The organism is Pedobacter hiemivivus (genome assembly GCF_005144565.1).
Taxonomy (GTDB): domain Bacteria; phylum Bacteroidota; class Bacteroidia; order Sphingobacteriales; family Sphingobacteriaceae; genus Pedobacter; species Pedobacter hiemivivus.
This window is the reverse complement of sequence record NZ_SWDX01000004.1, coordinates 301,524-318,088: the sequence shown is the minus strand read 5'-3', so window position 1 is coordinate 318,088 and position 16,565 is coordinate 301,524. Positions and strand designations below refer to the sequence as shown.

At 38.8% G+C, this 16,565-nt stretch carries 12 protein-coding genes; 2 read left to right on the top strand and 10 right to left on the bottom strand.

Features of this window, described 5'->3' with window-relative positions:
* Nucleotides 1-2: 2 nt before the first annotated feature.
* Genes FBD94_RS11745 through FBD94_RS11730 form a run of 4 tightly spaced genes read right to left on the bottom strand, consistent with a single transcriptional unit; the run spans nt 3 to nt 7,178 of the window.
* A complete protein-coding gene (locus FBD94_RS11745) occupies nt 3-992 on the bottom strand; it encodes a glycosyl hydrolase family 18 protein (RefSeq protein WP_136880317.1) in 990 nt (329 codons plus the stop codon).
* A gap of 11 nt (nt 993-1,003) precedes the next feature.
* Nucleotides 1,004-2,593, bottom strand: a complete 1,590-nt coding sequence (locus tag FBD94_RS11740) for a SusD/RagB family nutrient-binding outer membrane lipoprotein (RefSeq protein WP_131611793.1) — start codon at nt 2,591-2,593, stop codon at nt 1,004-1,006.
* Nucleotides 2,594-2,614: 21 nt separating this feature from the next.
* Nucleotides 2,615-6,082 carry a SusC/RagA family TonB-linked outer membrane protein gene (locus FBD94_RS11735; RefSeq protein WP_136880316.1) on the bottom strand — a complete coding sequence of 1,156 codons (3,468 nt, stop codon included), beginning with the start codon at nt 6,080-6,082 and terminating at the stop codon, nt 2,615-2,617.
* A 37-nt stretch (nt 6,083-6,119) separates the two neighbouring features.
* The gene (locus tag FBD94_RS11730; RefSeq protein WP_136880315.1) at nt 6,120-7,178 is read right to left on the bottom strand and encodes a FecR family protein; all 1,059 of its coding nucleotides are present in this window, start codon (nt 7,176-7,178) and stop codon (nt 6,120-6,122) included.
* Nucleotides 7,179-7,323: 145 nt separating this feature from the next.
* Between FBD94_RS11730 and FBD94_RS11725 the strand changes: the two genes are divergently transcribed.
* Nucleotides 7,324-7,623 (top strand): FtsB family cell division protein, encoded by a 300-nt coding sequence (locus tag FBD94_RS11725; RefSeq protein WP_090784879.1) that lies wholly within the window; start codon nt 7,324-7,326, stop codon nt 7,621-7,623.
* On the opposite strand, the gene FBD94_RS11720 is transcribed toward FBD94_RS11725, so the two are convergent.
* Nucleotides 7,620-8,231 carry a trimeric intracellular cation channel family protein gene (locus FBD94_RS11720; protein WP_131611799.1) on the bottom strand — a complete coding sequence of 204 codons (612 nt, stop codon included), beginning with the start codon at nt 8,229-8,231 and terminating at the stop codon, nt 7,620-7,622. The two genes, FBD94_RS11725 and FBD94_RS11720, sit on opposite strands and share 4 nt — an antisense overlap.
* A gap of 11 nt (nt 8,232-8,242) precedes the next feature.
* Nucleotides 8,243-10,330, bottom strand: a complete 2,088-nt coding sequence (locus tag FBD94_RS11715) for a vWA domain-containing protein (protein ID WP_136880314.1) — start codon at nt 10,328-10,330, stop codon at nt 8,243-8,245.
* Nucleotides 10,331-10,413: 83 nt separating this feature from the next.
* Here FBD94_RS11715 and FBD94_RS11710 point away from each other — a divergent pair, with 83 nt between their 5' ends.
* Complete coding sequence (locus tag FBD94_RS11710; protein WP_136880313.1) at nt 10,414-11,148, top strand: L,D-transpeptidase family protein; 735 nt, start codon at nt 10,414-10,416, stop codon at nt 11,146-11,148.
* 52 nt (nt 11,149-11,200) lie between these two features.
* Here the strand turns inward: FBD94_RS11710 and fabG are convergent, their stop codons facing one another.
* Genes fabG through FBD94_RS11690 form a run of 4 tightly spaced genes read right to left on the bottom strand, consistent with a single transcriptional unit; the run spans nt 11,201 to nt 16,517 of the window.
* The gene (gene fabG / locus FBD94_RS11705; RefSeq protein WP_136880312.1) at nt 11,201-11,944 is read right to left on the bottom strand and encodes a 3-oxoacyl-[acyl-carrier-protein] reductase; all 744 of its coding nucleotides are present in this window, start codon (nt 11,942-11,944) and stop codon (nt 11,201-11,203) included.
* 9 nt (nt 11,945-11,953) lie between these two features.
* Nucleotides 11,954-13,054 carry an agmatine deiminase family protein gene (locus FBD94_RS11700; RefSeq protein ID WP_136880311.1) on the bottom strand — a complete coding sequence of 367 codons (1,101 nt, stop codon included), beginning with the start codon at nt 13,052-13,054 and terminating at the stop codon, nt 11,954-11,956.
* 9 nt (nt 13,055-13,063) lie between these two features.
* Nucleotides 13,064-13,933: a carbon-nitrogen hydrolase gene (locus FBD94_RS11695; RefSeq protein WP_136880310.1), complete on the bottom strand. Its 870-nt coding sequence runs from the start codon at nt 13,931-13,933 to the stop codon at nt 13,064-13,066.
* Nucleotides 13,934-13,982: 49 nt separating this feature from the next.
* Entirely contained in the window at nt 13,983-16,517 is a 2,535-nt protein-coding gene (locus FBD94_RS11690; RefSeq protein ID WP_136880309.1) for a carboxypeptidase-like regulatory domain-containing protein, read from the bottom strand.
* Between the last annotated feature and the right edge of the window lie 48 nt (nt 16,518-16,565).

The following is a 16,565-nucleotide window of genomic DNA, read 5'->3' as shown; positions in this document are numbered from 1 at the left end:
GCTTAACGGATTGAGGTATTTATAGCAGTCAAAAGTGATTTATCACCCGTTGCGTCGCCCAGCAATTGCCAGATCATTACTCCTCCCGCCTGTTTCTTTAAAGCAAAGTCGACCTTTTTCTTTATGGTAGGCAATCCATTATAATAGATTGTTCCCTGATTTGGCACCACAACAAAATCAACCAACTCGGCACCACGGAAACCTTTTACAATATCACCGTAAGTATAACTTTCCTGAATAGCAGGGCCAAAGCCATAGCCATAAAAAGGAAGCCCTAGTGTAAGTTTACTCGCGGGTACTGCTCTCGATTTATTCCAATATGAAAAATCAGTTTCAGCAGCTTCATAAGTTGAATGTGGCCCTGGTCGGTCTTTACCCCATGGTCCCGTTTGATCATAGGACATAATGTTGACCAGATCAAACAAAGCCAATGCTTTATCTGATATCGCACTCCCGTTCCAGGTTGCAACAGCTGCTGTTAACAATTTTTTATGTGGCTTCAAGGCATTGGAAAGCTCAACAATTAAGTCTTCATAATTTAGGTCGATAAAATCCCCTTCCAGATCAACATCTACCCCATCAAAATTGTAGGTATTTGTCAATTTAACCAGTTCCTTAATCAGCTCTGTCCGTTTACCAGGCTTTATCAGTTCTTTTAAATGTACCGGAGCATTTCCTCCACCAAAAGAAAACAACACCTTTACTTTATTTTCATGAGCCCTGGTTATAGCCGCGGCCAGCCCGGTTGAGGGGGCAATTACCCCCTGAGCATCCGGATTTAGGAACGCAATATTTAGATGTGTAATCTTAGTAAAATCAAGCTTTGCCGATTCTGTATCCAGATTACCATGCCCAAATAGGTAACCAACAACAAAAAAAGCCTTACCCTCCTTTTTGTCGGGAATATCTGGCGCTAATGCCTTTGATTTAGCACAAGAAGTAAGTGCGATAACCAAACAGATGACCTGTATAAATATCTTTGAATTTTTCATTAGTTTAAAAATTATGGTTTATCCCACCAAACTCTATTGGCCCAGGTATTACCACCGGGACCAATAGCTGCTATCGCAGCAGCAGCATTTACTGCATTTTGTTCCAATTCAAAAATTGGATATTCAAACCTTCTTGGCGTAATCAAAACTGATGACTCACCATTGAGTGATGAAGCTAAAACGGGGAAACCTGTCCTTCTCCAGTTTGCATAAGCTTCTGGGCCGTTTAAAAGTAATGCTATCCAAAGCTGTGTATTGATCAGCTCAATTTCCCGTCCCGGAAGTAGACTATTACTGGTTATAAAAGCATTGATTTCTGTTGAACTGATAGTCGGTCCGCCCGGAAAAAGACTCAATTGAACCATTGCGCCCTCAATCCCTTTTGCATAATGCTCAGCAGCAGCCCCTCCAAAAAGCACGCCCCATCTCACCGTAGCTTCGGCAAGAAGAAATTCTACCTCTGCATAAGTCTGGTGTAGGAAAGGGGCATTATTACGAATAAGAAAATTAGCAAGTTGTGCTTTTTGATCGTTGTTAACAACCTCTTTTGGCCCTACTCCTGGTATATTTATGGTAATTGGATCTATCCAGCCGTCCCAGACATATTCGTTTGCAGCAACTCCTTTATATCCATTCACCGCCTTTACGGGGTCGGTGATGTCTATCCGGTCAAAAGGCCTGTTCATAATGTCAATGTAGTATCTCGCAATATGTTTAAGACGAGGGTCGTTGGTGCCATTCAATTGATTAATAAAAGGATCCTGCAACCTAGGGATCACTTCGGCCTGGCAAAAGGCAGCCGACACCCCATTTCCCCTGATATCGTTATACCCATTTTGTACATCCTGATGAACGATTTTACACATGTCCGCATTACTTGTAAACACACCAGCTGTATACGCTGCCAGCGCTTCTGCTTTTGCTTTTACAGGGTTAATCTTTACCAGGCGCATGGCATACCTTAACCGCAAAGAGTTCGCAAATTTTTTCCAGGCAACAATCCCACCATTATAAAACAAATCTCCTTTTACAGCATCTTTAGCCGCATCAAGTTGATTCGAAGCTGCTGTAAGCTCCTTGAAAAAGTCGTTGTAAATATCTTCCTGCCTATCAAATTTTGGTTGTATAATCCCGTTTGTAAATGCTTTTCCCGCTTCAAAATATGGAATATCTCCATACACATCCGTCATTCTCGCAAATTCATATACCTTCATGATGCGACAAACGGCATTCAAATTCGTTTTTAATGGATCATTATTCGTTCTGGTAACCGCGTCAACAATATTTACAATATCATCATCGTAAGTATTATTCCATAGGGAAGAAAGATAGTTTCTATCGTAGATATAAAACTGTCCATTTCTATTCAACCAGATTCCTCCAATTTGTTGCACCAGGGGCATCGTAAATACAAGCCCAAATTTTTCATTTACCTCCAAATCTCCAGAAAAGCGCAATTGAACGTTTGTCAACTGCAAGGAAGGATCAAGATTACTTGATCTTGTGGGGTCAATATTTACATCCCCAAATTTCTTACAAGAATTGAGCATTAGTACCAGTATACCAAGTAAGAATGCATATTTTTTTAAATTCGTTTTCATGTTTCTCTCTTAATGAATCTCTTAAAACTTAAAGTTTAAATTAAAGCCCCAGCTGCGTCTTGTTGGCAAGGAACCATATTCCAGACCCTGTCCGTTTCCATTGTTATAATTGGAATCCGGATCCACATTTGGAACATCACTATAAAGAATAAATGGATTACGACTCACCAATGCGATTTGTATATTTCTAACACCCCACTTTGCTGAGATTTTCTCAGGAATGGTGTATCCAATTGTGATTTCACGCAGTTTTACATAAGTACCATCGTAAATATATGGTCTTGCTACTCCTCCGCTTGCCACAATCTGAGGCCAGTAAACAGATGGATCAACGGCTTTTGTGTTTTTAACAAAATTACCCGCTCCGTCTTTCACAACACCCTCAGGAACCAAGCCCCTAACTTTCCCCATATCCTTCCACTGATCAGCAGTATACCCTTGCGCTTGTCTGTCTTCTTCAGATGCGATCCACTCTGCACGACCAGCTAGCGTGGTATTTAAACTACCACGACTGGCGGCAGAAAGATTAGTCATTGAAAACAGATCAGATCCATACTTCACATCAATAAGTGCACTAAAACTAAAGTTCTTGAAATAGATAGCATTACTAAAACCCCCTGTCCAATCGTATATCCCTTTACCAACCACCTGTCTTTCATCGCTCTGCAATGGCAAAAGGGTTACGGGATCTAGTATTACATTACCAGCAGGGTCCTTTTGGTAATCAAATGACAAGATCGACCCATAGTTTTGTCCGGGTTTTGCGATTACAGCAACGCCCATCCATCTTGCTTCAGATAAAGTTAAAAATGGCACTCCTTCTGCCAGAGACTCAACTTTATTTACATTCCTTGCAAAATTGAAACTCACATCCCATCTAAAATCCTTTTTCGCAACAGGACTTGCGGTAAGTAAAACCTCCACTCCCCTATTTAAAACTACTCCAGCATTGATCATCCGGGTAGGGAAACCCGATGATAAAGGACTTGGAACATTATTGATCTGATCTCTTGACTTTTGGTTGTAATAAGTAACATCCAGGCCTATTCTATTCTTAAAAAATTTCAGCTCTGTACCGACCTCCCATGAACGGGTACGTGTAGGCAGTAGGTCCGCATTTGGCATTCTTGATGTGTTTAACCCCCCATATGATAATCCATTAAAAGACAACGGATTTACAGAATAGTACAGATCTAGTAAGTAGGGATCTGTATCGCTCGCTACTTCTGATATCGCAGCCCTTATTTTACCCATGGTTAGTACCTTATTACTCAATTTAAAGGCATCAGAAAAGACAAAGCTTGAAGATAAGGATGGATAAACATAATCTTTGTTTAATGTTGAGTAAGCATCATTTCTAACTGTTGCATCTAAATATAAGTAGCCTTTATAGCCTACGCTAAGCAATCCATAAACAGAATTTAATTCTTTTGAATAAGGTACAGGAGTAATGCTCTTATCGCTAAAGCTTGTCGGAGTGATTGCATCAGGAACGTTAAGGTTAGTGAACAGCATAAAATCTGCCTTGTTATGTACTCTAGAGATACTTCCTCCTATACGAGCGGCGAGATAGAGCGAAGGGGTGACTTGCTTTTGTGCGGTAAGCAACACATCTGCTTCTGTTGTAACGTGTTTTCTGTTGATCTGATCTAAAGCTCCAGTTACAAAGCCTGGGGTTGTTCTAGGCGTAAATTTCTCAAAATTTATATAGGTAAGATCCGTTGATCCTCTACCCTGCAGACTTAACCAGTTTGTAATGTTATAATTGAGTTGCACAGCGCCCAAAAAACGATTTTTACCCGTTGTATTCTTCATCTCATTGATAACCCAATAAGGATTTAAACGGTATTGGCCGCCTCCCCAATCTATATATGAGCCATCAGTATTTTTATATTTATTGGCGAACCATGCCTGATCTACATTATTTGCTAATCCTATAAATGCATTTCCAATATTTCCAGGATCATCCGCAAGAGCCGGGCGATTATCTACATGTTCATCCATATAAAAGGCTCTCGCTTCAAGTGTTACCTTAGACCCAAATTTTGAAGTGCCATTAAAAGTAAAACTATTTCTTCTTATGCCACTTTCAGGAATGATGTCATTGTTTCTTAGATCCGTTGCAGAAAACCGAATAGAGGATTTTTCATTTGCATTGCTAAAAGAAACATTATTTGTAAATGTTGTTCCTGTTCTAAAAAAACCACCAATGTTATCCTCAATCTTTTGATACGGTCGATAAACATCATCATAAGATATCACCATTAAATCAGGATCTAACCTGGCACCAAAATTATTAAACATTGATGTTCTCGCCTCTGCTGCTGTAGCATTAATGGTCTGCTTACGTCCCTGACCATATAAATACTGATACCCATCAAAAGAGGTTAACTGATTCTCAAAAGATGCAGTGCTATTTACTTCTATTCCCAGATCTGAATTGGCTTTACCTCTTTTAGTGGTGATGAGTATAACTCCGTTAGCGGCTCTTGCCCCATACAAAGCTGATGCTGACGGGCCTTTCAATACACTGATCTTATCTATGTCATCCGGGTTTATGGCAGAAATTGCATCTCCAAAATCATACCCTTGCGCATACATTTCAGACCCAGTGCCACCATAATTAGAGTTATCTATCGGAACACCATCCACTACATATAAAGGTTGATTGTTTCCTGTTACAGTGGTATTTCCCCTAATAATTACTCTTGAAGAACCCGCCGGTCCACCTGCGGTACTATTGATAATAAGCCCCGCTACCTTACCTGCCAAAGAGTTTATGACATTTGTTTCTCTTGCTTTTTTTAGTCCCTCTCCATCTACTTCAGATACAGAATAACCTAAAGATCTTTGCTCCCTTTTAATACCCAATGCGGTAACTACAGTTCCCTCAAGATCAAGCGACTCTTCTTTCAAAACTATGGTTACATTTTTTTGCTGATCACTCACCACGATACCTGCTTGCTGAAATCCCATCATTCTAAACCTGATCACATCCCCTTTATCTGCTGGTATCGAGAAATTGCCCTGTGCATTTGTGGCGACTGTCTTATTTTTAGTGACATTAATTACAGTTACTCCTGGAATCCCCGCCTTCTTTTCATCTGTAACTTTACCTGTTAGCGTAAATTCAACCACAACAATTGGCGGAGTAAACGACTGGATCATAATGGTATTCCCATTGATCTGGTACTTGATGCTAACTTGCTTGGAGATGGCATTTAACACTTCATCTATTTTCGCCTTCTCAACATTAAGGTCGATCCGCTTATTTAGATTTAGGTCTAACGGATTATATGAAAAATGAACCTTTGCTTCATTTTCAATTTGCTTAAATGCATTTAATATGGTTGCATTTTTCCATTTAAACGAATATAGTTTTTCTTTAGACTGAGCAAAACCGGACAAGGAAATGATCAGTACAAAGCATAAACATGCTTTGCATAGCAATCCGTAAAAGAAATAGTAAGTTGGTAAGCTTCTTTTCATATCAGTTTGTTTGGTTAGTGATTTATTTTAGTTGAGTTTATTTTTCAAATTCAAGTTTCACGATGTCGTCTTTTATGCTGTAAGTAAAATGATTAGAGAACCCTATGGCATCCAAAACCTCCGTAAGGCTCTCGTTACTAAATTGACCGGTAAATGCGATAGTTTTTCTAGGTTGGTTTGTGGTGTTGATCTCTACACCATAAGTATTCTTAAGGACAGTTTTGATCTCTTTTAATGAGGCCATAGAGAACACAAGTCTACGGTTGGTCCAGTCTTCCACCTCGCTGATCGCAAATTTTGATTTTTTGAATTGTTGCTGTGCATCATCAATATTAACTTGTTCGCCAGGTATCAATTGCAAATGATTGATCACCCGTGTTCCACTAACAGTCCCTACATTAACCTTACCTTTAGTCAACATCACCGATGTTTCTGCAATTCTGCTGTAGTTATTAATTTTAAATGAGGTACCAAGAGCGGTAGTCGCCGTTTTACCAGAGATCACAATAAAGGGCTTATCTTTATTTTTAGCTACTGTAAAATAGGCCTCTCCTGACAGCCATAAAACACGGTTATTCTTGTTATAATCCTGATCGATCTTCAATTCAGTAAGTCCATTCAGGAGCACAGTACTCCCATCCGGCAGCTTTACCGTTCTGCGCTCATTAAACTTGGTCTTTACGGCTTCACTTTTACTGGTTTGGGTATATACAGGAACTTGCGTGCTGTAATCCGTTCTGTTCAATAGGAAATACGTACCTATACAAATTAGTATGGCTGCCGCAGCCGAAAGCCACGCATACTTTTTAAAAGGAACGATCCTTTGAGGAATTTCTGTCACTGAAATATCGATGTATTCATCGTTTTCAATAACCAGTTTTAGTTTTTCCAGCTCTTTTTGCTTTTCCGCTGGATCAACTTTTAAGGCAAAAATTAGGAAAAGAGATTCTGCTTTATTTATCGTATCCGACAATTCTGGATGTTGATGGATGACTTCTTCCCAGTACGATAGGACCTCAGCATCTTCCCGCAAACAGTATTTGATAAAGCTTTCATCTGTTAAAAAGTCTTCAATTTTATATAATGAGTAATCCATGTTCAGCAATCTTGTTGAGTTTATAACTACAAGTGCCAAATAGTTTTCTTTTTTACCAATGATTTAGAAAAAATATTTTCAAGCTTTCTTTAAAACGAAATTACAGTTCATGCAGAATTGTTATTTTTATTTATATTTGTACATCATGAATCGCATATTAGAACTTGTCCGCAACAAATACTTCCTGTCTGTAGCAGCTTTTATAGTATGGATGTTGTTTTTCGACAGAAATGATATGATCTCTCAATATGAGTTCAAATCTGAGGTAAACAAGCTTCAGGAAGAGAAGGACTTTTATGTTAAAGAGATTTCGCAAGTAAAAAAAGACTTAAACGAGCTAAATACCAATTTAAACACCGCTGAGAAATTTGCGCGTGAGAAATACTTTATGAAAAAAGACAATGAAGATGTCTTTGTAATCATTAAAGAAGCACCTAAGGATTAATATCCAAACTTAGGCAGGGCAAGCTTAAAGCGAACTACAATTACCCTTAATATAAATATAAAGGCAATTACAATAATTGTAGATGCACCATCCGTAACCTTAAAATACTTTAATAGAAAAAACAAGACACCTCCTAAAATACAGGCCGTAGCATATATTTCTTTGTGAAAAATTACCGGAATAGTATTTAATAAGGTATCTCTGATCACCCCGCCAAAACATCCGGTAATGGTCCCAAGCGCTACACAAATACCGGGACTTAGTCCAAATGTAATTCCTTTTTGAATACCCAGCATCGTAAACAAGCCTAAGCCCAATGAGTCGAAAAGGAACAATGTTACTTTAAACTTTTTAATGTGCGTTTTAAAGAAGATGGCCGCAAGGCTGGTTAATAAAATCAGCAAACAATAATTCACATCCCGCATCCAGGCAACCGGCGTATCCCCCACCAAAAGATCCCTAACGGTACCACCACCAATAGAAGTTACAAAAGCAATGATCAGTACGCCAAATGGGTCCAATCTTCTTTGCATAGCAGCAAAGGTTCCTGATATCGCAAATGCGACAGTACCCAGTGTTTCAATGGTTTCCATGGTATTGATCTGCATAGCTTTCTTTGTTAAATTTCGCCGTTTCTTTTACGGAAGAACCATTCTATAGTCAGCAATGCCATAATCAGCAAAAACAGCCACTTAAAGTTAATTAATTCTTCGTACTTACGATCTTCATAACTTAATGTTTTGATCTGATCGTTCGACTTTATCACATCAACCAACTTCAATAAATCCTGAGGCATATACATCTTCCCGCCAGTTTGTGCCGACATTGTGTTCAACAGCTGATGGTTGGCTACCGTTTGCTGGTATTCTGCTACCATGGCGTTCACATAAAAAATGCCTTGTGCAGCATAATTTTTATTCCCCAATACTGTCGTTGCCGAATAAGTATAATTACCCGCAGGTAAAGTTCCTGCATCTAGCTGATAAGCTGCATCAGTCCTGGAGAAGAGAAATTTAAAAGCCTTACCGGCATCATTTTTTAGGGTGATGCTCACATCAGGAGCGTTTACAGAGGCATAACTGTCATTATACAGCACTGCATTGAGCAATACATTTTCATTCTCATCAAAAGTATTTTTAGCAGCATATACTTTAAATTTCCTTTTATCATCTTTAACAGAGAGGTACTGAACGATTTTAGAAATCAAACTGTTAAAAACCATTGGCTCTTGCTGCGCGTCTCCCGCTTCAGAAAGCTTCCATCTCCACAATCCCTCTCCTATTAAAAAGCCAGTTTTCTTGCCATTATCCACCATAAAAAACAACTGCGGATAATCGGTATGGATTTTTCCAATGCGTTGGTTTAGCACAACAGCACTATTCCCGTTTACAATGACATTACCAAAAGGAGCCTGTAAAGGATCAAAACCTGCAATCTGTTTAGCCATTGCTTTATCCAGATCAAATGCAGTAAAACCAGCGTTCGCATCACTAAATGTCTCCTGCAAAGTATTGTTACTTCCGCTAAACCGAACTTGTTTTTGCAGCTGATTAAATACATTTATATTACTTTTGGCACCCAAAATATGCCATACAGCGACATTTACAGCACCCAATTTATTGATAAACGCGGAGGCATCATACCCCATCGAAGGTAACTGATATAAGATAACCAGTCCATAATCCTCAGGCCGCAAAGCATTCAACTCTTCTGCTAAGGCAACCTTTACCTCGAAATTCTTTTGAAGCGAAATGGCCTGTCTTAATGCTGTAATATCAGGATGTGGCCCAGCAGCAGCGATAAGCACCTTTTGTTTTGCATCGATAACATCAATAAAAATATGCTGAACATTGTTCTTTTCAGAAATCTCGTGCTGTACAGGACTCAGCTGCACAGTATATTTCTGCAAACCTACCCCTGTTGCTTTTAGTTTTACAGGAATATTTTTGACAAAGGCATCTGAGGTAACCGACAAGCGCTCTTCATAAACCTTTTTTCCATTTGTGCTCACCGAAAGCTGGCTTTCAGCCCCCTTCGTTTCAAAAGCTTGTGCTTGCACCTCAATTGTAAAATCATTATCCCGATAAACCAGACTATTATGATTGATATTGGCGATTAGTAGATCCCTTTTGGGAACAGTGTCTCCAAGCGCAATCGTGTAAACCGGAGCTTTTAATTTATTCAGCTCATAAAGCGGACTACCACCACGATTAAAAATTCCATCCGAAGCTAAAATAACTGCACCAATATTCCTATTCAGGTATTCGTCGTTCAATTTCGTGATCAGCTGTGCAGCATTACTTAACTTGCCTGTATTAGAAAAATCGAAGCCTGTTTTAACACTATCGCTAAAGTTATAAATCCTTACCTCAAACTGTTCAGACAATTGTTTTGCAAGGCGCTGCATTTGTTGTTCGTACAGCGGCTTATTAAAGCCCACAGGCGTAATATTCCCTACAGAAAGGGAATTATCCTGCCCAATAACAATGATAGGTTTCTCGGGGTTATAAGAAACACTCCTGATCAATGGAAAACATAGCAAAAATCCAATTGCTGTTACAACAACGGCACGAGCAGCAGCCAAACCATAACGCAACCTTTTATCCAGATCTTTTGTTTTGCCATACAATAGCCAGGCAAAAAACACACCTATAAGCAGGCAGACAAACAGAGACAAAAAGGTATATAGGTTAAAAGAATCGCTCATAAGTATTTGGATAAAGATGCTAAATTTTAAAATAAACTGCTAAGCATTTTATCTAAGTTTGTTTTACAAAACGCTTGTTAAATATGAAAACCTACTTAAAGCTCATTTTATTATTCAGCATTACCTCACCGGCCTTTGCTCAATCGGAATTTAAAACTAAACAATTATCATTTGAAAGGGTAAAGACTGCCTACACTGAGAAATGGACCAATCTGCAAAAGGAATTGACACAGGCAGGAATCAAGGGTGTTTTTAAACTTTACCTGGCCGCTTACAAAAGTGAAGGGAAACTAGAGTTATGGTTACAATCTGGAAAGGAAAAAACATATAAACTATTTAAAACGTATAATTTTTGCGCCCATTCTGGTATGCTGGGACCCAAAATAAAGGAAGGAGATCTTCAAACACCTGAAGGTTTTTATAGCATCAATGTCTTTAATCCCGAAAGCAAATTCCATTTATCTCTTGGCGTAGATTACCCAAATGAGATCGACACACAAAGAAGTGGGCAGGAAAAGCCTGGTGGCGATATTTATATTCATGGGAATTGCGTCACCGTTGGTTGCATCCCTTTAACTGATGAAAAAATAAAGGAAGTTTATGTATTGGCCGTTGAAGCAAAAAATGCTGGACAGTTACAAATCCCTGTGCATGTTTTCCCTTTTAAAATGACCCAGCAAAACCTCAACAAATACCTGGTTCAGTTTCCAGCACAAAAAGCTTTCTGGAAAAATTTACAACCCGGTTATGCTTATTTCGAACGACGCAATGTGCCACCAAACATTGTAATGCAGAAAGATAAATATCTCTTTAAATAAAGAATGGGCTGTACCATGATGATGATACAGCCCATTCTTATGATAATTTTCCTTATAACATTCCGCCACAAACAGACAATACTTGTCCGGTTACATACGAACTCATATCTGAAGCTAAGAATACACATACATTAGCTACATCTTCAGGCTCCCCTGCTCTTTTCAATGGAATACCCTCTTCCCAACCTTTAACAACTTTAGGATCCAATACATCCGTCATTTCGGTACGGATAAAACCGGGAGCCACCACATTAGTACGAATATTACGTGAACCCAATTCTTTAGCCAATGATTTAGAGAATCCAATGATACCCGCTTTTGAGGCCGCATAGTTGGCTTGCCCAGCATTTCCTTGAACACCTACTACAGAACTCATGTTGATGATAGAACCTTTACGTACCTTCATCATCACCTTAGAAGCAGCTTTACATACGTTAAATACCGATTTCAAGTTAACATTGATCACATCATCCCAGTTCTCTTCGCTCATACGCATCAATAAACCGTCTTTGGTAATCCCTGCATTGTTAACCACAATATCCAAAGCGCCAAAATCAGCTACAATATCGTTGATCAATTGATCTGCTTCATCAAATTTAGAAGCATCAGAGCGATACCCCTTTACTTTTGTTCCAAAACTTTGTAATTCCTGCTCTAAAGCTTGTCCCTTTTCTACAGATGATAAATAAGTAAAAGCTACATTAGCACCCTGTGCTGCAAATTCTTCCGCTATTTTGCGGCCTATACCTTTAGAAGCACCTGTAATAAGTGCTGTTTTTCCTTCTAATAATTTCATATATATAATTTAAATTGGATCACCTGGAGACCTATATCCGCCGTCTTGTCTTGCCGGCTCTTGCTGACTTAAACAGTGAAAGCTTCCAAGTCCCCATATAATGTCTGTTGAATCTATGCCAACCACTTTTCTATCCGGGAATACACTTTGAATGATCTCCAAAGCAATCTCGTCGTTCACATCTCTAAACGTTGGTACAATTACCGCCGCATTAGCAATGTAAAAATTAGCATATGAAGCAGGTAAACGAGTGTCTTCATGAATAACCGGAGAAGGCATTGGCAGCTCCACAATATTTAATGCCCTACCATCAAATAAGCGCATCTCCTTTAAAGCTTCCAGATTCTCCTGAAGAATTAGATAGTTTTCATCCAACGGATTACTCTCTACCACAGTTAACACCGTATCTACACTCACAAAACGCGTAATGTCATCAATATGGCCATCAGTATCATCACCAACTATCCCTTCACCCAACCATAAAATCTGGTCTGCACCATAAAAATTAATTAAGTAAGCCTCGATCTCTTCTTTAGTTAAATGCGGATTTCTGTTCTTATTTAACAAACAAGCAGTAGTAGTTAAAATAGTGCCGTCCCCATTAAATTCAACAGAACCACCCTCCATTACAATCTCAGGATAATATAAAGGCAACTCAAAATGATTTGCAATCTTGGTTGGAATGTCATCATCCAGGTCATACGGAGGATATTTATTTCCCCAGGCATTGTATCCCCAGTCTACGACCGCTTTCTCATGGAAATAAACATCCATCAAAAATGCAGGCCCATGATCCCTGCACCAGGCATCATTGGTCGGAAAAAAATAAAATTCAACCTGACTCATATCAACGCCTGCCTTTTCCATTTCAGAAATAGCAAAAGCCTTCATCTCTTCGTCATTCACGTTAATCCTCACCTTTTCACCTTCGGCAATTATTTTAATAAACTGACAATAGGGTCCATAGATCTTATCTAATTTTCCGGGCCATGACGCTTCTTTGTGAGGCCAGCTAAGCCAGGTAGCTTCATGGGGTTCCCATTCAGCAGGGAAGCTATAGCTTCTGTTTCTAGGGCTGTTGTAAAATTTTACGTCGTTAAATGCTGACATCTGTAAGTGTTAATCTTCGTCAATATACCTTTTTGTAATCTGAGAGTAGCTATCAATACGTCTATCACGTAAAAACGGCCAATGCGTTCTATAACTGTCAGACTTAGACAAATCAAGTTCTACAACTTTTAGTGTTTCCTCATTATGAGGCGCCTGGTACAATAAACTTCCAAATGGATTAGATACAAAAGATCCTCCCCAAAATTCAACCCCTGCTTCTTCACCAACACGGTTAACACTTACTACAGGAACACCATTCGCTATCGCATGCGATCGTTGAATGGTTTGCCATGCATTATATTGTTCGGTGTTAGTTTGCTCATCTTGTGTGGTTGCCCAACCAATAGCAGTTGGATATACCAGAAAATCGGCACCCATTAAAGCCGTAATACGTGCAGCTTCAGGATACCATTGATCCCAGCAAATCAACACGCCTATTTTAGCATATTTAGTTTTAAATACTTTGTAACCTAAATCACCCGGAGTGAAGTAAAACTTCTCATAAAAACCTGGATCATCAGGAATATGCATTTTGCGATATTTACCCAGATAAGTACCATCTGCATCTAAAACAGCAGTGGTGTTATGATACAAGCCTTCGGCTCTTTTTTCAAACAGCGAAGCTACAATAACTACATTCAACTCTGCAGCAACCTTCGTAAGCACATCTGTTGATGGGCCCGGAATCGCTTCTGCAAGTTTAAAATTATCATAGTTTTCTTCATCGCAAAAATATAAAGAGGTAAATAGTTCTTGCAAACACACTACCTGTGCTCCCATTGCTGCAATCTCCCTGATCTTAACAATTGCCTTATCTAAATTTTCTTGTTTATTTCCGGTACAACTCATCTGTACCAGCCCAACCTGTACTTTAGCCATTCTTTAAAATTTGATATGCAAAGTTAAAATAAAAAACCAAGCAGTTCTTTTACTCAATCACAACTTTTTGAACTTTAACCCCAAATTGATCCGACATTGTCGTTCCTTCTATCCAAATGGTATATTTTCCCTTCTGATCGGAACAGAAAAAAGAGACATTCGCTTCCCCCTTTTCATTGGTCGTGATGTTAGGATTCCAGTAAATAGTCGACCGAAAATCTGTAGGCTTTGCCGGTTTTTCTTTTGCTGTGTAAAGCGGGCTATAAAACTGCTCGGCATAATTGACCTTTAATGGGCGATACATGTATATGCCCGGCCTTCTCTTTATAAACGGTCCATCACCATTTTTTGTGGTAATGGCAATAAAGGCAAGATCAGTATCATTTACCGGATCGGCCCTGAATCTCAAATCCGGTGCAAAATTAGCCATGTAATTTTGATTATATCTGGGACTTTGCATCACTTCAATTCCCCTAATATCATCGGCAGTGTAATAACCCATAATTTCCCTTAAAAAATCATAATGATCTCCTGTACCTGCTTCTCTTTCCATATTGAAACTCATATCAGCATCAATACCATCTATAATTAACCGAACCTTCTTATTATTTAAAACATAATCCCTTGCTTTACTCGGATCAAATTGAATGCCCTGACCTGCCTTTCCAGATAACCCAGCAGCAGCCTGCCGTTTGGGATAGCCAGCTCTAAATCCCTTCAAATTCCTCATCAGAAATGATTCCAATGACATTCTAGGTTCTTTTGAAAGTTCCGAATCGGTTAAAATATAATCTGCCTCACCCGGGCCATTCAAATTTTTTGAGCCACGAATCGCTTTTTTCGAATTGATGACAACTTCCTGTAATTGACTTCCACCACCACGTTTATAATTATCACGCTGAGCCGTCGTGAAAGCAGCAAATACAGTATCCAAATGAGTTGATTTACTGCTTAAAATTCTGGATGGCCGATCCAATGCTTTATAATCATAGACTTCCAAGCCCACACCAAATGTCTTTTTATTTTTGTTCAATGCCCTGATTACAAAAGAAGCGCTATCGCTATCAAATACAGGCAGTTTATTGAATGTAAACCGGCCCGACTCATCGGTTAAAGTGTCGATAATAATGGGACGTCTTCCCGAGCCAAATAACATTACACTGGTTCTCGCCATAGGCTTATTGAATACATTTGTAACTTTTCCCGACACTTGATAATCAGATTCGGCACTAAACTTCATTTTGGTAGGTAGGTCATAACTTACCCAGCCCTGGGTAAGCAACAATACATCGAGCGCAGCTGCATGTTGTCCACTAAAATAATAATTTGGGCTTTCTACATTCCCTCTTAAATCTGAAGTTAAAAGTTGATAGTTAACTATATTTTCATCGTTAAGACTATCCTTTAAAACTTGCTGATCATCGGTTACAGCAATAGAAAAAGCTCCTCTTAGCGGTTTTCCAAACTGATCTGTCACATTTATTTTCAGGTCAACCTTATCCCGGATGCTATACTTCTGCTTACTGGGATTTAAGGCAATCTTTAACTGGTCATGATGATTGATAAAGGCGAGACGTTCATTTATAGGCTTCAGTTGCTCATCTAGTAATATTAAACGACTAATGCCTGTCGGAAATGCGTCTTTAGCAATATTGATCTTTCTAGGTTGCCCTTTAAGTCTCAACTTTACGCCAAAACATATCATACCTCTAGACTCACCGATTAAAAAGTAATTTTTAGGAGTCGTCAATACATCCTGAGTTCCATTTATAGTAAGTTGCAAACTATCGGACTTTTCAACATTATTAACTTGTAAAATGATTCCGCTCAACTTCGTTTTTGGTAATGGATAGCGACTACCGTTCTGCAAAACAGCGGAATAAATCTCCCCTGCATTTGGCGTAAAATCTACAAATCCCATTCCTTTATAAATGGGATTAAATGTTGCTACGACTTCATTTTTATCATTTAAAATCTTTCCACTTAGATCTATCCCTTTACCTTGTTCATTAATTGCCTTAAAACCCAAACGTTGTTTAATTCCATTTACCCAAACACCACCTTCAGGAAGGAACTGAAGATCTGGAGAATTGATCTTGCTTTGTGATTTTGAAGAACCTGAAGCAACAGCTACACTATTATCGGAATTGCCGATACGGATTTCCCTTTCAAAGAGCAGGCTATCCCCAAAATTCCGCATCCAATTCGTATAAGCTCTTAAAACATATGTTCCAGACAGCATCATCTGAGGGTCAAGCGCAATTTGCCCCCATGCAAAACCATACTTTGTAGGCGTAGTATAACGTTTAACCAGTTCATTTTTCCCATCAAAAAGTTCCAGATACATAACCCCACTTAATGTGGAATAGTTATTATTTAAGGCTTTTGTTAAATAAGCCTTATACCAGATCGTATCCGTAGCCAGGTAATTTTGCTTATCCAGATGAAGATATAACTTCTCTCTGGGAGCTTTTTCTTGTAAACTATTTCTATTTTTAATTAAATCAGAGATGGTAGAAACCTGTCCTCGGGTGGTCATTGTAACCACAACTAATAAAAAGAAAACAAAAAAATTCTTTTGCATACAGAGCATATATTTGCTCTAATATATACAATAAAAACAAATTACATA